This is a genomic window from Calothrix sp. NIES-3974 (assembly GCF_002368395.1).
In the GTDB taxonomy this organism is placed as follows: Bacteria; Cyanobacteriota; Cyanobacteriia; order Cyanobacteriales; family Nostocaceae; genus NIES-3974.
On record NZ_AP018254.1, the window covers coordinates 5,335,141 to 5,355,188 of the forward strand.

The window sequence follows — 20,048 nt, forward strand, 5'->3', positions numbered from 1 at the left end:
GAAGTAATTGTCAGCGATACTCCACGCGAATGTATTTCACTTCTTGGTAGAATAGTCATCCCACAGGTTCATTTGTTCGGCTGCACGGGGTACACTTGTTTCCGATGGCTGACCATAGACAACCTGGAGATTACCCCGTGGGGATTTAGTTTTGGTTTCCGGTTTATCCGTTTGCAGACGACGACGGGCTGATGTTCCCTCTTCACTCGTATTTTCCGCAATTACTTCGTATAAAATCGCCTGTTTATTCCCATCGCTATTTTTGCGGAGAATCCGTCCCAGACGTTGGGTATACTCACGAGCCGAACTGGTTCCCGACAGAATTACGGCAATACTAGCAGCAGGTACATCCACCCCTTCATTCAAAACATGGGAAGCCACCACCGTTAAATATTCCCCATTGCGGAACTTAGTTAAAATTTCGTGGCGCTCCTTCACTGGGGTTTGGTGAGTAATCGCTGGGATGAGGAACTCCAGAGAAATCCGGTAAACAGTCGCGTTATCAGCCGTAAAAATTAATACCCTTTCTGGATAATGTTGAGTGAGAATATTCGCTAGAATACGAATTTTCCCATCCGTACCGATAGCAATTTCCTTCGCTTGACGGTGAGCCAACATTGCCCGTCTACCAGTTTGCGATCGCGCACTCATTTGAACAAATCGTTGCCAACCATCCAAGCTACCCAAAGATATACCGGTATCACGAAGAAAATTATTGCGGGTTTGCATCAACTCATTATAACGTTGCCGTTCCTGCTGCGATAACTGCACCTTAATTTGTACCACCTTGTGTTCCGCTAAAGCCTTCCCCGCCAAATCCTCAGCCCGCTTACGGTATACTTCTTTGCCTATTAATATACTTAAATCTGCGTGTTTACCATCACTACGTTCAGGAGTTGCCGACAAACCCAAACGGTAGGGAGCGATCGCATATTCCGCAATCACCCGATAGAAATCCGTTGGCAGATGGTGACATTCATCAAAAATCACCAAAGCATACATATTTCCCAAGGTTTCCGCATGGATAGCCGCACTATCGTAGGTAGCAATCAAAATCGGTGTTTTATCTCGCGCACCTCCCCCCAACAAACCCACCTCCGTATCCGGAAAAGCTGCTTTAAGATGGGCATACCACTGGTGCATTAAATCTAGAGTCGGAACCACAATCAAACTAGTACGGGGAGTCGATTCAATCGCCAACTGAGCCAAATAAGTTTTTCCCGCTCCCGTGGGTAAAACCACCACTCCCTGTCTCCCAGCCAATTTCCAAGCCGTCAAAGCCTCCGTTTGATGGGGGTAAGCTTCCATTACCATCCCTGGAGTCAATTCTAATGGAAAAAATCCCTTTGCCTGATCAACAAAATCAATATTTTCTGCCTGCATTTTTTCCACCAAGGGACGATACTGTATCGCCGGAATCCGGAATTTTTCCACTCGGTCATCCCAAGTTGCAAAATCCATCCATCCTCTCCCACGGGGTGGTGGATGTAACAGTAAAGTCCCACGGTCAAAAGTTAACGTTGGTGTGCGAGGCATGATTTTGGAGAATCGGGTCGTCAACAGACAGGATAAATATAAATCAACAAATTATCCCCCCTAGAAAATTATTAACGCAAAAGGTACACCAATAAACCATATTCAGCAAAATCTATTTGGGGTCTGTGGAAAAAGTCTTTTAGTCAGGGTGGGGAACCATCTACTGCTAACACCAGAACCGTAGATGTACGTAACGAAGTTTCTCTTACTCCCTACTCCCTATATAGACGACCCATCGGGTCGTCTCTATTCCCTGCTCTTGTTTTCGCAACACAAAAAAGACGCAGTTCTTCACTACGTCTGTTTGTTTGCACATCTAAAGAAGGAACCTCCGTCTACCCAGAGTCATCCCCATTCCAAATCCCATGAAGGTGACTACGCTTGTTGCCAAACTTTAATCACACCATCGTTATCCGCACTGACGAGGGTTTCCCCATCCCGACTGAAGGTGATATTTTTCACTGTATTCTCATGGCCAGTCAATCGGACTATTTCTTGACCAGTGTGAATACTCCAGAATTTGACTGTGCGATCGCTTCCTGCTGTCACCACCAGGTTCCCTTGAGGATGAAAAGCAACGGTATAAATTTCATCGCTATCCGCACTGATGGTTTTGATTTCACCTGTGAGTAAAAACCATAGACCCAAGGTTCCATCTGCACCTGCACAAGCAATTACTGAGTTATCCCCACTCCACGCGATTTGATTGAGTCGGGATGAAAATTCCGGTGATGTGGCAATTTCTGTTCCTTCCTCCACATCCCAAACCTTGATGGTTTTATCGTAGCTACCACTAGCCAATAAATGACCATCACTGCTGAATTTAACGCTGCAAACCCAATCCTGATGGGTTAACCATGAAGCGATCGCACTCTCACAATCTTGTTGCCATAGCTGTATCCCTTTACCGCGATCGCTACTCGCAAATACTTTTCCTTGGGGATGGATAGCCACTGAATTCACCGCATAAGCATGGGGGGTAAATGCACGTACCTGTTTCCCACTCTGAAGATTCCAGACACGAATCGTTTGACTCAAACCCGCACTAATCAACTGTTTCCCGTCAGGGGTAAATGCTAAAGCCTTGAGAATTCCCGTATTCCCAGATATGGTGTCCACCCAATTCCCTGTCTGCAAATCCCACAGTTTAATCTGGATACTCCCACTCGCTAACAATTCCCCATTCGGACTAATTGCTACTGCTGGTGAATTTCCTGGTAAAGTCTGCACACACCGCCAAATGTGCGATTTGAGTCGTGCTGGTTTACGTATCGGTGGCTGTTGCGCATCTGCATAACGGGGAACTTCTCGTTCATTGCTTGTCGGAAATGCTACCGTCGCAGCGCTATGAACGGAAACTAAATTTTCTTTATTATCTTTTAAGATTTGCTTCGCTACTGCTTCTAATTGGGAATTTGTAGCTTTGGAAACAATCGAAATGTTATTTGTTTTACGGGATTCTAAAAACATAGCTCGCTGGAAAATATTAGTGGGATAAAAGAGTTTTTTGGGGATAATTTTCTCAACCAGTATTAACCAGAAATTATCATCAGAATTCAGCATTTCCTGCCAGAAAATGCCAATAACTGGAAAATAACACTATTCTTAATCGTGGTTAAGATTTGTCGGAATTGTGTAATATTCCGTGCTTAGTAAAGAAAGCCTAGCACAAAATTAGCGAGGACGGGACGCGTTTTAGAAAAAATACTATTTGTTGCTTAGTCCCCGCCAAAATAGGCACTTATACCGCTCAAAGTCGGTCAGGACATTCTCGGAAATAGAAACTTGGTGGTACTAAAGATTATGAGTATATCTACTCGTTTACTTGACTCTGTATGGAAATTTACTTACGCAAGATTTCCCCTAAGTTCTAACTTGCTATTTCAAAAAATGTCACTCGTACTTATACGGATGAAACTTTTGATTTTACATTTATTTAAGAAAGTCGCCTCGCCACTACTTATGGACCTTAATGTATCTATACATAAGACCAATAATCGAAGTTTAAACAACTTTCGATGCAATCAACTACGAGGTTTCCATCTTAATTATTAGATTAGCGAATTTCAGCAGAGAAAAACAAGGCCAAAAGGTAGAGATCAACAATATATTTTCATGTTTTCCGGTTAAATCTGGGGGCGACTTGAGGGGTCGTCTCTACGCGAAAAATTCTATAATGAACTTTGCCCCATAGAGTTCCTAACCATGTCGGAAGAAGATATTCGTGCTACGCGCTTAGAGAAAGTTGAACAAATTAAGCAACTTGGCGCGAACCCCTATGCCTACCGTTGGGAGATAACCCACACAGCAGCTCAACTCCAAGAAATGTTTGTAGACTTGGAAAGTGGAGCCGAAGCGGATTTACAAGTTGCGATCGCCGGACGAATTATGGCACGGCGATTTATGGGAAAACTGGCTTTTTGTACGCTGCAAGATGAATCTGGCAAAATCCAGTTGTATCTGGAAAAGCAGACGATTGAGGAAGCAATGCCAGAAATTCCTAATTTTTTCAAATCCCTAGATAAGTTGACGGATGCTGGTGATATCGTCGGCGTGAAAGGGACAATTAAGCGAACTCAAAAGGGCGAATTATCGATTCATGTCCATGAATTTGCCATTCTCACTAAATCCCTGTTACCTTTGCCGGATAAATGGCATGGTTTAACGGATGTTGCTAAACGCTATCGCCAAAGATACGTAGATTTAATTGTTAATCCTGAAGTCCGTCAAACTTTTCGCCGTCGTGCCCAAATTACAGCAGGTATTCGTCGTTACCTAGATGAAAGGGGCTTTTTGGAGATTGAAACTCCTGTTCTCCAAGCAGAAGCTGGAGGTGCGGATGCACGACCTTTCATCACCTACCATAATACCTTGGAAATGGAACTGTACCTGCGCATTGCCACCGAGTTGCACCTGAAACGATTAATTGTAGGTGGGTTTGAAAAGGTATTTGAGTTAGGACGGATTTTTCGTAATGAGGGAATTTCTACCCGTCATAACCCGGAGTTTACTTCCATCGAGGTGTACCAAGCCTACGCCGACTATAACGATATGATGGATTTAACGGAGGGGATTATTACCACTGTCACTCAAGAAACCTTGGGAACTTTGAAAATTACCTACCAGGAGCAACCAGTAGATTTAACACCTCCTTGGCGACGGGTAACGATGCATGATGTAGTTAAGGAAGCCACGGGTTTAGACTTTACGGAATTTACTGATTTAGAAGTGGCAAAAACTGCCTGTAAAAATGCGGGTATACCTGGTGTGGATGAATGTACATCCATCGGTAAACTACTAAATTTGGCTTTTGAAGAGAAGGTGGAAAGCACCTTGATTCAACCCACCTTTGTCCTCGATTACCCAGTGGAAATATCCCCCCTAGCCAAACCCCACCGGAGTAAGCCTGGTTTGGTGGAAAGATTTGAATTATTTATTGTCGGGAGGGAAACCGCTAACAGTTTCTCCGAGTTAACTGACCCCATCGACCAACGTCAGCGTTTAGAAGCACAAGCTCTACGTAAAGCCGCAGGTGATTTAGAAGCTCAGGGTGTGGATGAGGATTTTCTAACTGCCTTAGAACACGGTATGCCTCCAACGGGTGGTTTAGGTATCGGTATTGACCGTTTGGTGATGTTATTAACAGATAGTCCCAGTATCCGGGATGTGATTGCCTTTCCCTTATTGAAACCGGAAACTTAGGAAGGAGGAGACGGAATACAGGAGGGGGATGGTATTCTTCGTCCCCCATTTTTGCATGAAGGTAATACCAATTCTCTCAAATCTCCAACTAGATAGCAGATGGAATCGAGGAAATCATTTTCATATTAGATATTGAAACTTATGGGTGTTGTGGTGGAGAAAATTGGTGATGAGTAACTTTGTTGGGGAAATAGCAGCCTTGAGTGCAGCTGGGTTGTGGGCTGTTGCTTCTGTATTATACGGACGAGTTGGTGAAGTAATTCCACCATTGTTATTAAATTTGTTCAAAGGCATAATTGCGATCGCATTTTTAATTTTGACAATTTTCCTTGTCGGTGATTCCCTACCCTCCTTACCCTTATTGTCCCTCACTTTGATATTATTGAGTGGTGTCATCGGTATTGGTGTGGGTGACACGATTTTTTTTGCGGCGATTAATTCCTTGGGAGCGCGTCGAACCTTACTCCTGGGAACCCTAGCTCCCCCCCTCACTGCCATTTTTGGATTATTATTTCTCGATGAGCAACTTCAAATTCAAGCTTGGTGGGGAATTTTTCTGACTATTATCGGTGTCGCTTGGGTGATAACGGAACGAACCACTGACCAGCTGCTTAGAGGTTATTCCCAATTGCTACGGGGAACCGCTTGGGGTCTTTTAGCTGCCATTACGAACTCTATTGGTGCTATTTTATCCCGCGCTGCCTTCAAGATGACAACGGCTAGTCCCCTATGGGTCGCTCTGCTACGTTTAAGTGCGGGAGAAGTGACTTTAATACTATTAATCACAGTATTTTCACGTGGCAAATCTTTCGCTGATTTCCGCAAATTCACAAACCTGAAGATTGTGATTGCCACCATTGTCGCCGCCTTTTGCGGAACCTATTTAGGCATCTGGTTACAACAAACAGCGATTAAACTAACTCCGACAGGTATAGCCCAAACCTTGCTCCAAACCAGTCCTATCTTTATTTTGCCCCTAGCAGTGTTCACCGGAGAAAAAATATCTGGAAGAGCGATCGCAGGGGTTTTAGTTGCGATCGCTGGGATTGCATTACTGTTCTATCTCAACCAACCGCCAAATGTCATCCCCTATACATGAAAAAAATAGTTTTTTTTGTGAGTTGGATTTTATACTTCCACCGCAGATAAATTTGGATTGTTATCCGTTGTCCTGGTGTGAATAAATCACCCCAAAGGGTACTGATAACAAAAGTTGGTATTGGACAAAATAAAAGAGTAGTCAATGACTCTCAAACAAAAATTTCAGCCTAGTTGTGATTTTCTAGCGGTTCAGTCGCGATCGCAATCCGTTGAGGATTTGTAAAATATTCAGTTTAGGTTTGTTGATAGTTAAGCTGACAGGTCATAGGGGAAGCTTTCCCACAAGATACAGGCAAAACCGATATTTTTACTCCTGGAATAGGATTGCTATATGTCTCACATTGCAAGTAAAAATACATCATTTATCATATTTAAAGGCTTGTGAGAAAGAGTTTTTAAAAACTTTTTCTGGATATTTATTGAATTTTGCTATATAAAAATCAACTTTGCTTGTAATTAGAATTGAGAGTTGAATTTAGGAATTAATTTATTAACTAAAAGGAATAAAAGTTATATGTTTAATCTCCGTTCTCAATCTTTAAAATTATTACTTTCTTTGGGTTTACTGTCCACGACCGCAATGTTACCAGGTACTGTAAATGCTCAAACCCAGGGATTTACAGTCAATGCATAGGCTGAAATTACACAATGCAATGATGGTCTGGCGGATAATACTCTAGAAGTATATGGTACTGCCAGAGTAAATGGTTCAGTCACATGGAATTTAGCTAGAAATAAATATGTGAAAAAAGAATGTGGTCATACGATTCAAATTTTGAATGGTTACAGCACCAATGATGCTAATTTCCGTATTGATTTAACACTGATGGATCGAGATACTGCTTCATCGGATGATAAAGTCGGCGTATTTAAATACAACCTCAACCTGGATAATCTTAAAGGTAAAACCTGGTCACGAGAATGGCGTAGTGGAGATGGGGAAGGTAGCAAGCTTTATATTACAGTCAAATAGACCATACTTGATATTTCACTTTTGTTTCGTTGACGGTTGACAGGTGACAGTAAAGTAAGTTGGTAGGTGCAATTAAAGTACCCCCTGATCTTAACGACAATTTTCACCATCCACCTACCTATAGCTCCAATATCAAGCAAGGAAATCATACCTCGACTTAAACAGAAAAAGTCGGGGTGATTTTCATTTTCAGTGAATACCAATGAGTTGATTAATGGGAAAATAGGGAAAACTCTCTACTCAGGTTCATTAAGTATTTTGATTTCCATGCATTTACCCCAGGAAATTCCTATCCCTCCAGTTATCCAGACTCTGCAACTAATTACCAATCCCACCCGATTTCTCGACCGGTGTGCATCGATGGCAGGTGATATATTTACTACCCGTGTTATGGGTTGGAATTCCCCTCCTATTGTTTTTCTGAGTAGTCCGGATGCGATCGCGCAAGTATTTGCAATTCCGGCCGGCAAACTCGATTTTCAAACCCCTACCTATGTTTTTAGACCGTTGTTTGGGGATAATTCCCTTGTCCTCCAACCGACCTACGAACATAGTCGTCAACGCAACTTATTATTACCAAGTTTTCACGGAGAAAAAATTCGAGCCTATGGGGAAATAATTTGTCAAATCACCCAAGAAGCTATCAGCACATGGCCCCTGGGAAGGGAAGTAAAAATGCAATCCATGATGCCAGACATTACTTTACAAATTATCTTACAAGTAGTATTTGGGATAAGTCCTGGCGAAAATTATCAGAAACTACGGCGCTTATTAACTAGTTTGCTGCATGATATTACCACTCCTTGGTATTCCAGTTTATTCTTCTTTCCTAGTTTGCAAAAAGATTGGGGAAAATTTAGTCCCTGGGGTAATTATTTGTATCGCAAAAAGCAAATTGATGATTTGATTTATCAGGAAATTCGTCAACGTCGTCAGCAGCTAAATTCAACTGCAAATTTCCAGCGAAAATCGGAAAAACAAGATATTTTAAGCCTGTTACTATCAGCGCGTGATAGTGCAGGAAAATCTCTAAATAATACCGAACTTAAAGACCAATTAATTTCCCTATTACTCCTGGGTTATGAAACCACCTCCGGAGTATTATGTTGGCTGTTCCATCTGGTTCATTCCCATCCCCAGGTCAAAACTAAATTGCTTCAGGAATTAAATAGTTTGAATCCCATTCCCACCCCAGAGGAAATTACTCAATTACCTTATTTAGATGTAGTTTGTAAAGAAACAATGCGTCTCCATCCCATCGCTTTAATTTGTACCCCTCGCATTGTCAAAGAACCTGTGCAAATAGACAAATATCAATTTTCCCCCAGTACGGTTTTAATCCCCTGTATCTATCTTGCTCACCGTCGTTCCCATGCCTATAATTCACCGACCAAATACATTCCCGAAAGATTTCTCGAACGTAAATTTTCATCATTTGAATACCTACCCTTTGGTGGAGGTTATCGAGGTTGTATTGGTTCAGCCTTTTCCATGTATGAATTGAAATTAATTTTCGCAACTATTATGTTAAATTATCAACTCGAATTACTCCACCGAAAAACCGTATATCCCCAGCGTCGAGGTATTACAATTGTCCCCAGTGGTGGAGTTCCGATGCGAATTAAATCTAAATCAAGTTCTGTTTCTGTGTCCACTATTTCCCAAAAAGTATAACAATAGGAGTATCTTGTTCAGAATTTCTCGTCAGTGAGTGGTAAGTATGAAGTCAGAAAACACTTTTACCATACTTCCGTCACAGACTATTCCCTATAATTTGATAATTTCTAGGGATGTATGAGAAATATGAACTGGATAGATTTTTCACCTTAGCTTCCCTATGCAAACCTACGACGTAATTATTATCGGTGCTGGACATAATGGGTTAGTCTGTGCAGCTTATCTGCTGAAGGCTGGTTATAGTGTGCTTCTGTTAGAAAAACGTCCTGTACCTGGAGGTGCAGCAACTACAGAGGAATGTTTACCAGAAACTGCACCCGGTTTTAAATTTAATTTATGTGCCATTGACCACGAATTTATTCACCTCGGACCGGTTGTCCAGGAATTAGAATTGGAAAAATATGGTTTAGAATATCTCCCATGTGACCCGGTGGTCTTTTGTCCCCATCCCGATGGTAAGTACTTTTTAGGTCATAAATCCCTGGAAAAAACCTGTGGGGAAATTGCTCGATATAGTCCTAGAGATGCGGCAAAATATGCTGAATATACGGAATATTGGTTAAAGATAATTAATGCTCTAACACCAATGTTCAATGCACCTCCAAAATCAATTATTGATATTGCTGGTAATTATAATTTCAGTAAAATCAAGGATTTAGTTAGCACACTCGGTTCGGTGAATAAAACAATGGATTTTGTTCGTAACATGCTATCGAGTGCGGAGGATATTTTAAATGAGTGGTTTGACTCAGAATTTTTAAAAGCACCTTTGGCTAGATTAGCAGCAGAAATGGGTGTTCCACCTTCCCAGAAAAATTTGGGAATTGGAGCAATGATGATGGCAATGCGCCATAATCCCGGAATGGCGCGTCCGCGAGGTGGTACGGGTGCTTTAGTTCAAGCTTTGGTAAATTTAGTCAAGAGTAAAGGTGGAGATATTTTCACTGATAAACACGTAGAAAAAGTCTTAATTGATAATGGTAAAGCCGTGGGTGTGCGCGTTCAAGGTGGTCAAGAATATCGAGGGAGGTGTGGCGTAATTTCTAATATTGATGCCCAAAGATTATTTTTACAAATGTTAGATAAAACTGATGTAGATGCAGTTGATCCAGCATTATGGGAACGGTTAGAACGGCGCATTGTTAACAATAATGAAACTATATTAAAAATAGATTTGGCACTAGATGAACCCTTAAGGTTTGTACACCATCAACATCAAGATGCATATCTCATTGGTTCGATTTTAATTGCTGATTCGGTTGCCCATGTAGAAGAAGCCCATGCCAAGTGTATGATGGGGGAAATTCCTGATAGTAATCCTTCTGTTTATATGGCGCTACCCAGTGCCCTTGATCCAAGTTTAGCACCGCCTGGAAAACACACCTTATGGATTGAATTTTTTGCCCCCTATCAAATTAAAGGGACGGAAGGAACTGGTTTAAAAGGAACTGGATGGACAGAGAATTTAAAACACCAAGTGGCGGATAAGGTGATTGATAAAATTGCCGAATATGCACCTAATCTCAAAAATACAATTATTGCTCGTCGGGTGGAAAGTCCAGCAGAATTAGGAGAAAGATTAGGAGCCTATAAGGGTAATTATTACCACATTGACATGACTTTAGAACAGATGGTATTCTTCCGACCCTTACCAGAGTTAGCTAATTATAAAACCCCCTTTGAAGGCTTATTTTTAACTGGTGCGGGAACCCATCCCGGTGGTTCTATTTCCGGAATGCCAGGACGCAATTGCGCACGGGTCTTTTTGCAAACTCAACAACCAATGGCACAAAGTTTAAAAGATGCGAGGGAAGCTTTGTTATCGATGGTAAGTTCTGTTTTGAAAAGTCGATAGAATAGATGTGTTGACTGTTAGTTGTTGACAGTCAACACGATTAAATATTTAACTCAAATGGGACTAGTACAAGTCGGCGGAAATATGCCTACCATTTCCCTAGCTCCCATGCTCCCCGTGGGAGTCCAAGGGTGTGAGGCTCCAGCCACTGGGTGACTACGCAGAGCATAGTCACCAGATAAATTCTAGATATTTCCAGTCAATTTATTTAGAAAGATTGGCGGGAACTTTCTCTGGAATTGTCCAAAAATAGACAGTACGTCCGTTGACAGTAGCTGTTTTTTCTGGTTTCCAATCACCCATATCAAACGCATGGGAAACAATCCGAGTTCCTGGTTTGAGTTGTTCAAAAAGTTGTGGTCGTAATTTAACATTCAACTCCGGGAGGAGGTAGAGAGTAACTACGGTAGCTTCCCTAAAATCACTTTTAAATAAATCCTGTTGCAGGAAAGTAACCTTATCTTCCACACCTGCTTTTTTCGCATTTTCTTTGGCTTCTCGAACCCGTTCCGGGTCAATATCAATACCAACACCGCGAGTACCGAATTTTTGAGCAGCAGCGATGGGAATTCGTCCGTCTCCACTACCCAAGTCATAGAGGACATCATCCTTACCAACATTAGCCATTTCTAACATTTTATCCACTACTTCCGGTGGGGTGGGAACGAAAACAACATCCGGTGTTCTAGTGGGTGCTTCTGCTGGTGTTGTTTGTTGAACATTAACTGTGTTAGATGGGGTTTCGTTATTCGGTACAGAACTAACTTGTTCCGCGCAACTTGCTAACATTAAACTGGCAATGGTTGCGAGTGCAATTCTAAACATTGGTTTACTTTGCTCCTTGATGATGAATTTGCATATGGAAACTTGAAAATTGATGAATTATTGACAGTTACCTGTTAACAGTTGAAAATTAACAGTCATCGGTAAAGCTTTTCCTCTGAATACAGTCAACAAACATGAATTGGTTTGGTAATGTTTGGTAATGATTTATGGGTTGAGATTCCCTTGTTGTTCCAAGAATAAAATTGGTATACCAGCAATTAAAATTCCTAGACCGAGACTACCACCCATACCGGTATAATTGACACTGGAGTAAAGTAAGTAGGCACAGGTGGCGCAAAATAGTAAAGGAATGATGGGATACAGGGGGACTCGAAAGGGACGGACTTGTCTTGGTTCGCGATCGCGCAATACAAACAGGGCGATACCCGATAGCAAAAAGAACAACCAAAATACGGGTGCGGTGTAATCCACCATTGCTTTAAAGCCGTTGCGGGTGAATGCACCAAAACCAACTAGTAGGATGGCGATAATTCCTTGAACAATTAAAGCATTTGTTGGTGTTTGATTACGACTCCATCTACCTAACCAAGCAAAAATCTGAAAATCCTGTCCGAGAGCATAGTTACTACGCGCACCAGTGAAAACGGTAGCATTAGCAGCACCAAAAGCCGAAACTGCAATGAGAAAACTGACAAATTTCGCACCGGTTTCCCCAAAACCACGTCGCATTAATTCCGCAGCTGGTGCTTGGGTATTTGCCATTCCTGCCAATCCTAAACCATGTAAATATGCCCAATTCATCAATAAATAAATGAGGGTAATTGCCAGGATGCTACCCAATAATACTGATACCATATTTTTCTGAGCATTGCGCACCTCCGCCGATAGATAAGCTGCTTCATTCCAACCACCATAGGTTAACAACACAAATACCATTGCTAGTCCAAAGGTAGTTGTTTGATTCGGATTAGAAGTAACAGGTGCAGCTGGTGTTGTCGCGATAAATAAACCTACTCCAATCACCAATAATATCCCCAGTATTTTGGCCAAAGTCAGGAGATTTTGGGTGAGTTTGCCTTGGTAAATCCCCAGAATATTGACAACAGTTAATAATGCGATCGCCATACTTGCATAAATCGCTGATGAATATTCCCCTAACCGCCATACTTGGGAAGCATAATCTCCAAATACAAAGGTTAATAAAGCAATCGAACCAGTCTGAATTACTGTCATCCGACTCCAAGCAAATAAAAAAGCTAATCTAGGTCCGAATGCACGTTGCAAATAATAGTAAGTACCACCAGCATGGGGATAGGTGGTTGCTAATTCGGCATAGCATAACGCTCCTAACAAGGATACAATTCCACCCAAAATCCAAGCCATAATTGCTATCTGGGAATTAGCCGTATTTGCTGCAACTAAGGCTGGTGTTTCAAATATACCGACACCAACCACCATCCCCACAATTAAAGCACCGGCATCAATAGTAGAAAGTGTTGGTTTAATCTGGGAATCCCTGGGGGAAGTGATTGTCGTTTTTGATGTCATAATCAAACTGTTAGTGATACTTTTTGGTGTCTAATTAGTATAGACTTTATTCACAATTTCTTCTATGATTTCATTAAGATGGATGACTGGAAAAGTAATTAATTTTAACTGCCGCATTCCCTTGTTGGTAGGGAGTAGGGAGTAGGGATTAGGGAGTAGAAATAAACTATTTGGAATCTTCTCTGGGAGAAACTGCGCCATGTGCGTTTACACTTCAAACTCAATATACATGGTTATAGTTGGGTGTGCAAACATCTTCTAGGACAAGGCTTTGCCTACATGGGCGAATCACTAGGAAAATAATTCGGTTGCAAGATTACTGAATTTTCGTCGCTATGACATAACTTGCTTGTGCGTTAGTCTTGTGAAGATGAAATTCGACAATAAATTATAAGAGAAATTACTGGCAAAAATACCCCCTGATTATTAAAACTATTTTAACCTTTATCCCAAATTTGATGATTTAGACACTCAAGAAGTAGCAAAAATGTTTTTGCAACTACAAATACAATTAATATTTTGGTTATCAATATCTAAAAGCAAAAAAAACTATTTGAAATCTAGCCGGAGATAGATGTACAAATATTGAAAACCATGAAAAAAAGTCATGCAAAATACAATCACGGTATACCCGAATTTCCCAAAATTTCAGTAGAGACGACCCGGTGGGTCGTCTTCAGTGGGTCATTTTCGGTGGGTCGTCTTCAGTTTTCAGAGGGTCATCTTCAGTGGGTCATTTTCGGTGGGTCATTTTCGGTGGGTCGTCGGTGGAAAAATCAAGGCGGAAATGGGTGGATCAGGTTAAAATTAACCTAGAGAAAAATCAAAATACGCGATCGCATGATTGTTAGGGGTATGAAACGGATTGTTTTGATTGCCGGATTTGAGTCATTTAACGCCGATTTGTACCGTCAAGCTGCAAAAATAGCAGTGGAGCGCTGTCGGGAATTGGATATACGAGTATTTAGCGATCGCGACCTGACTACTCAACCAGAGATAGTGGAAAGTGCTTTACAGGGTGCGGACGGGTTTTTTGGCAGTTTATTATTTGATTATGACCAGGTGATGTGGTTGCGCGATCGCATCAGCAATATACCCATCCGTTTGGTGTTTGAGTCGGCTTTGGAATTAATGGCTATGACCCGGTTAGGTGCATTTGTAATTGGGGATAAACCTAAGGGAATGCCAAAACCGGTGAAGTTTATTTTGGATAAGTTTAGTAATGGTCGGGAAGAGGATAAATTAGCTGGATATATTAGTTTTTTGAAAGTTGGTCCGAAGTTACTTAAATATATTCCTGTTGGTAAGGTTCAAGATTTACGCAATTGGTTGATTATTTACGGTTATTGGAATGCGGGTGGTAGTGAAAATGTAGCGGCGTTATTTTGGGTGCTAGCAGAGAAATATTTGGGTTTACAAGTTGGTACAATTCCTCCTGTCATCGAAACCCCAAATATCGGTTTACTGCATCCTGAATATCAGGGTTATTTTGAATCTCCCCCAGACTATTTGCAATGGTACAAATCCCATCACAAAATTAACTTACCTTTACCTACGGTAGCCATTCTTCTCTACCGTAAACATGTCATTACTAAGCAAAAATATATTTACCAATTAATTCGTCGCTTTGAACAAGCTGGATTAATTCCTATCCCCATTTTTATTAATGGTGTGGAAGCACATGTGGCCGTTCGGGATTTATTAACCACAAATTACGAACTTCAACAGCGACAACAGGGTAATTTAGAAATAAAATCCCTATCCCCCCAAGCAATTTGTGTGGATGCCATTGTTTCCACTATCGGTTTTCCCCTGGTGGGAGGTCCTGCTGGTTCAATGGAAGCAGGCAGACAAATTGAAGTTGCTAAAAGCATTTTATCTGCCAAAAATGTTCCCTATTTTGTCGCTGCACCCCTGTTAATTCAAGATATTTATTCCTGGACTCGTCAGGGAATCGGTGGATTACAAAGTGTGGTTTTATATGCTTTACCAGAATTAGATGGAGCCATCGATACGGTTCCGTTAGGTGGATTAGTTGGTGAAGATATATATTTAATTCCCGAACGGGTGGACAGGTTAATTAATCGGGTCAAAAACTGGATAAATCTGCGTCAAAAACCTCCTGCACAGAGGAAAATAGCAATTATTTTATATGGGTTTCCCCCTGGTTATGGAGCAGTAGGAACTGCGGCTTTGTTGAATGTTCCCCGCAGTTTAATTAAGTTGCTCACAGCGTTAAAAGAGCAAGGTTATACAGTGGGAGATTTTCCGAACGATGGGGAAGAATTAATCAGGTTAGTCAAGGAAGCTGACGAAGCAATTAAAAATGAAGCGGAAGTTTTTGACCCCCAAAATCACAAGGAACTCATTGCCAATAATATTACAACCGTTAATGTGCATACCCTAGAAAAATGGCTAGGTTACTTACAAACAACTCGCATTGAAAAGCAATGGAAATCCCTTACTAGTTCAGGAATCAAAACCTATGGTGATGAATTACAAATTGGGGGGATAAATCTGGGGAATATCTGGATTGGTGTCCAACCACCCTTGGGAATTCAAGGAGACCCCATGCGATTAATGTTTGAACGGGATATGACACCCCATCCCCAGTATGCAGCTTACTATAAATGGTTACAAAATGAATTCCAAGCTGATGCAATTATCCATTTGGGAATGCATGGAACTGTAGAATGGCTTCCCGGTTCTCCGTTAGGAAATACGGGTTATTCCTGGTCGGATATTTTGTTGGGAAATATTCCTAATTTATATATTTATGCAGCCAATAATCCTTCGGAATCGATTTTAGCCAAACGTCGCGGTTACGGTGTTTTAATTTCCCACAATGTTCCCCCCTACGGTCGAGCAGGTTTATACAAGGAATTAGTTAATTTGCGGGATTTAATTGCCGAATATCGAGAAGACCCGGAGAAAAATTATCTTCTGAAACCAGCAATTTGTCAGAAAATAGTTGACACAGGATTAGATGCTGATTGTGAATTTACAGAAGCCAAAAAATTAGGAATTGCCTTCACTCCAGAAAATATTAAATTATTTAGTAATCACGCTTTTAATGATTATTTGCTCAAAGTATACTCATATCTACAGGTTTTAGAAAACCGCTTATTCTCCTCCGGTTTACACATCCTGGGAGAACCACCAACCCCAGAAGAAATGCAATCCTACTTGGATGCATATTTCGCTACTCAAAACCCGGAACCGACCGAAGTCGAAACTATCCAAAATCTCCTCAACCAAAATACCGACGAAATCACCAATCTCCTCCGAGGTTTGAACGGTGAATATATCCCCCCTGCACCCGGTGGTGATTTACTGCGGGATGGAACTGGAGTATTACCAACCGGTCGAAATATCCATGCATTAGACCCCTATCGTATGCCTTCCCCTGCTGCCTATGCCAGGGGTCGGGAAATCGCCCAAAAAATCATTGCTCAACATTTACAGGATAACGGGACATATCCGGAAACCGTAGCTGTGATGTTGTGGGGTTTAGATGCGATTAAAACCAAGGGAGAATCCCTGGGAATTTTATTAGAATTAGTGGGTGCAGAACCCGTCAAGGAGGGTACAGGACGGATTGTCAGATATGAATTAAAACCCCTGACAGAAGTTGGTCATCCCCGCATTGATGTTTTAGCCAATTTATCAGGCATTTTTCGGGATAGTTTCGTCAACATTATAGAACTATTAGATGACCTATTTCAACGGGCAGCCGAACTGGATGAACCAGAATCAGAAAACTTTATTAGAAAACATGCTTTAGCTCTAAAAGCTCAAGGAATAGCAAATCCCACCGCCAGATTATTTTCCAACCCAGCAGGGGATTTTGGTTCCCTGGTTAATGACCAAGTGGTAGACGGAAATTGGGAATCGGGTGAGGAATTAGCTAATACTTGGCAAAGTCGTAATTCCTTTAGTTTTGGTCGTCAAGATAAGGGACAAGCTCGACCAGAGGTATTAAATACTTTGCTGCAAACCACAAATCAAATCGTCCAAGAAATTGACTCTGTGGAATACGGTTTAACCGATATTCAAGAATATTATGGGAATACCGGAGGTTTAAAAATAGCTGCGGAAAAAACCAGTGGAAAAAAGGTGACTGCTAGCTTTGTGGAAAGTTTTTCCAAAGATACCACACCTCGGAAATTAGATGATTTATTACGGATGGAATACCGCACCAAACTTTTAAATCCGAAATGGGCAGAAGCAATGGCAAATCAAGGTTCAGGAGGTGCGTATGAAATTTCTCAACGCATGACTGCCCTCATTGGTTGGGGAGGAACCGCTAATTTTACCGATAATTGGGTATATGACCAAGCAACAGAAACCTATGCCTTAGATAGGGAAATGGCAGACAAATTACGTCAAGCAAATCCCGAAGCCTTTCGGAATATTATCGGTCGGATGTTAGAAGCTCACGGACGTGGTTTTTGGAATGCAAGTGAGGAAAAATTACAAAAATTACGGGAATTATATGACTTGACGGATGAGGAATTAGAAGGAGTGAATCCTAGGGAAAATACAGGATATAGGGTATAAAATACAGTATTTTGATTCCAGGTAGCGACTGTGTTAAAGTTCAAGGACCATTGCTATATATGAAATTTTGGGTATCGCGATCGCTTTTTGAGTCGGGAAGTAATACCAATTTAAATCTCGTAGAGACGTAGCATTGCTACGTCTCATATTATTAAGTATGTGCTGCAAACATCTTTTGAATCCGTATAATTCGTGATGTGATAGGCGAAGCTCAAAAAATAATCATATGTGTCGCCAAAAATACAATTCAAATCCACGACAACATCAAAACTAATACATCTTCCCCCACAGCAACTTCCCTCGTTCCCACAGGTATCATCGCCAAACCATTAGTTCCCGCTAAATTAATTAAATTACCCGAACTATCACCACCCGGAGCTAACCGAAATTCGTATTTTCCCCCAGACAAATATAAATTTCCCCAGAGATAACTCTCCCGTTGACCATTACTGCGCAAAACACTCATACTAATTGCCTTCACAAAGTTGGGATTCCACCCCCCAGATAAACCAGATAACTTTTTAATTGCTGGTTGGACAAATCGCCAAAATGTCACTAAAGCAGAAACCGGATTTCCAGGTAAACCAAAATATAAGCAGGAACGGGACGAATTCCCTAATTTCCCCACAAATTCCGCCACCGTCAACGGTTTTCCCGGCTTAATTGCCACTGCTTCCATTTGAATTTTACCCCCCAGTGCAGTCATAACTTCTGCGACGTAATCATAATCACCCACAGAAACACCCCCAGAGGAAATCACCATATCCGCAGAGGTGACAGCCTTCTCCATCGTTTTCCTGAGTGCTTCCGGTTGGTCAGGTACTATCCCCAATACCTCTACTTCCACCCCCAATTGTTGCAACCCAGCTAACAGTGCATAACGATTAGAATCTACCAACTGTCCAGGTTGTAAACTTTGATCCGGTTCAACTAACTCATCCCCCGTAGAAAATATCGCTACCTGGGGACGGCGATACACCTGTACTTGAGTACATTGGGCTGCTGCTAATACCGCTAATTCCGCCGGATTTATCATTATCCCTGGACTAAGTAGGGTATTTCCCGCTTGATAATAAGCAGCCTGTTTGCGCACAAATTGACCCAGTTGGGGAGCAGATTTAACGTATACCCTATCACCTGTAGCTTGACAAACCTCCTGCATTACCACCGTATCCGCACCAATTGGCATCATTGCACCCGTAAAAATCCTGGCTGCATTTCCTGCTTCCAGGGTTTTTTGGGGTTGAGAACCTGCGGGGATGGTTTCAATAATTTCTAAAATTGCTGGGTGCTGCTCGTCACACCCCTGCACATCCTGATAACGGACGGCATAACCATCCATTGCCGAATTATCCCAGTGGGGAAAATCTAAATTGCTGATGACGGGTACTGCTAAAATTCGCCCCCTGGCATGATTTAAATCAATACTCTCCCCATCTTGATGGGGGTCAAGGGGTTGAATTAAATCGAGAATTATCTGTGCAGCAGTAGTTACATTTAGCATGGGTCATCCGTGGATAGGGGTGAATTATATTTATTCACATTTTGGGTTCAAACCACAATTATCGTAGAGACGTAGCGTTGCTACGTCTCTACAACAACATGCGTTTACATCTACACAACCTCTTACCGTTGCAAAACGATTTGGAATGAATTTAAATATCCGGGAATACTTTTGGTCAAAAATCTTTGCTGACGGGGTGTGGTAATTACCATGACCTGATATAATCGTCCGTGGGCAAAATATAGGCGATTTCTGGTAATTTTTCCCCCCTGATTGACATATTCAATTTCCCGTCCCGGGTGTCCATTGTTGCTTTGAATAGTGCGTTGACTAACTAGCCGACTTTGGGTGGTTTTTAACGCCATTTCTTGAGCATTTTGTAACACCTGTTGGGGGTCAGCCATCTTGCCATAGCTATCGGGAAAATCGTTATAGGCAACAATATAGGCAACTTCCTGTCGAGGTGGTTGGGCGATAAATAATTGTAAATTAATTTCGCCCATAAATGTTCTTTGAGTTTGACTGGTGGCTTGGGGTTCTCCTGGCATGAGTACGGAAAAAGAACCATCAGGGGGGGTAAAAACACGCCAACGATATTTGGCTGCTTCTTCGGGATTGGTCTTAGGTGCTGGATTCCGTCTTTGAGCTTGGACGCTTGTTGTCCCGACACCGGCAAAAATTGCCGTGGCGAATCCAATGGCAAAGATGCACCGCAGATAGGGTTGGTTGTGTAGCTTGAGCGGAAATTTAAATGTCATAGTTAATTCAACGGGCTGTGACGAAATTACGTATGTTGTCTGTCCACT

At 41.7% G+C, this 20,048-nt stretch carries 13 protein-coding genes; 7 read left to right on the forward strand and 6 right to left on the reverse strand.

Annotation, left to right across the window (positions count from 1 at the left end; translation table 11 throughout):
- Window positions 1–36: 36 nt before the first annotated feature.
- Both CDC37_RS21225 and CDC37_RS21230 read right to left on the reverse strand, forming a co-directional pair.
- Window positions 37–1,536, reverse strand: a complete 1,500-nt coding sequence (locus CDC37_RS21225; RefSeq protein ID WP_096624877.1) for a DEAD/DEAH box helicase family protein — start codon at window positions 1,534–1,536, stop codon at window positions 37–39.
- A 375-nt stretch (window positions 1,537–1,911) separates the two neighbouring features.
- Window positions 1,912–3,099: a WD40 repeat domain-containing protein gene (locus tag CDC37_RS21230; protein ID WP_096624879.1), complete on the reverse strand. Its 1,188-nt coding sequence runs from the start codon at window positions 3,097–3,099 to the stop codon at window positions 1,912–1,914.
- Window positions 3,100–3,741: 642 nt separating this feature from the next.
- Here CDC37_RS21230 and lysS point away from each other — a divergent pair.
- The 5 genes from lysS to crtO all read left to right on the forward strand — a co-directional run bounded on the left by lysS (window position 3,742) and on the right by crtO (window position 10,844).
- Window positions 3,742–5,238: a lysine--tRNA ligase gene (gene lysS, locus CDC37_RS21235; protein ID WP_096624881.1), complete on the forward strand. Its 1,497-nt coding sequence runs from the start codon at window positions 3,742–3,744 to the stop codon at window positions 5,236–5,238.
- A 169-nt stretch (window positions 5,239–5,407) separates the two neighbouring features.
- The gene (locus tag CDC37_RS21240; RefSeq protein ID WP_096624883.1) at window positions 5,408–6,337 is read left to right on the forward strand and encodes a DMT family transporter; all 930 of its coding nucleotides are present in this window, start codon (window positions 5,408–5,410) and stop codon (window positions 6,335–6,337) included.
- A 744-nt stretch (window positions 6,338–7,081) separates the two neighbouring features.
- The gene (locus tag CDC37_RS21245) at window positions 7,082–7,312 is read left to right on the forward strand and encodes a hypothetical protein (RefSeq protein WP_096624885.1); all 231 of its coding nucleotides are present in this window, start codon (window positions 7,082–7,084) and stop codon (window positions 7,310–7,312) included.
- Window positions 7,313–7,504: 192 nt separating this feature from the next.
- Window positions 7,505–8,986, forward strand: a complete 1,482-nt coding sequence (locus CDC37_RS21250) for a cytochrome P450 (RefSeq protein WP_330220823.1) — start codon at window positions 7,505–7,507, stop codon at window positions 8,984–8,986.
- Between the two features lie 163 nt (window positions 8,987–9,149).
- On the forward strand, window positions 9,150–10,844 hold the full coding sequence (crtO, locus tag CDC37_RS21255) for a beta-carotene ketolase CrtO (RefSeq protein WP_096624887.1): 1,695 nt from the start codon (window positions 9,150–9,152) through the stop codon (window positions 10,842–10,844).
- Between the two features lie 204 nt (window positions 10,845–11,048).
- Here the strand turns inward: crtO and CDC37_RS21260 are convergent, their stop codons facing one another.
- Both CDC37_RS21260 and CDC37_RS21265 read right to left on the reverse strand, forming a co-directional pair.
- Window positions 11,049–11,669, reverse strand: coding sequence for an SAM-dependent methyltransferase (locus CDC37_RS21260; protein ID WP_096624889.1), 621 nt, complete (start codon window positions 11,667–11,669; stop codon window positions 11,049–11,051).
- Window positions 11,670–11,834: 165 nt separating this feature from the next.
- Window positions 11,835–13,178: an APC family permease gene (locus CDC37_RS21265; protein WP_096624891.1), complete on the reverse strand. Its 1,344-nt coding sequence runs from the start codon at window positions 13,176–13,178 to the stop codon at window positions 11,835–11,837.
- A 594-nt stretch (window positions 13,179–13,772) separates the two neighbouring features.
- On the opposite strand from CDC37_RS21265, the gene CDC37_RS21270 reads away from it, so the two are divergent.
- Together CDC37_RS21270 and bchH are read left to right on the forward strand one after the other, a co-directional pair.
- Window positions 13,773–13,994, forward strand: a complete 222-nt coding sequence (locus CDC37_RS21270) for a hypothetical protein (RefSeq protein ID WP_096624893.1) — start codon at window positions 13,773–13,775, stop codon at window positions 13,992–13,994.
- A gap of 39 nt (window positions 13,995–14,033) precedes the next feature.
- Window positions 14,034–17,738 carry a magnesium chelatase subunit H gene (gene bchH / locus CDC37_RS21275; protein WP_096626508.1) on the forward strand — a complete coding sequence of 1,235 codons (3,705 nt, stop codon included), beginning with the start codon at window positions 14,034–14,036 and terminating at the stop codon, window positions 17,736–17,738.
- Between the two features lie 247 nt (window positions 17,739–17,985).
- Here the strand turns inward: bchH and CDC37_RS21280 are convergent, their stop codons facing one another.
- Both CDC37_RS21280 and CDC37_RS21285 read right to left on the reverse strand, forming a co-directional pair.
- Window positions 17,986–19,242: a molybdopterin molybdotransferase MoeA gene (locus CDC37_RS21280; RefSeq protein WP_096624895.1), complete on the reverse strand. Its 1,257-nt coding sequence runs from the start codon at window positions 19,240–19,242 to the stop codon at window positions 17,986–17,988.
- A gap of 122 nt (window positions 19,243–19,364) precedes the next feature.
- On the reverse strand, window positions 19,365–20,000 hold the full coding sequence (locus CDC37_RS21285; protein ID WP_231943140.1) for a hypothetical protein: 636 nt from the start codon (window positions 19,998–20,000) through the stop codon (window positions 19,365–19,367).
- Window positions 20,001–20,048: the final 48 nt, after the last annotated feature.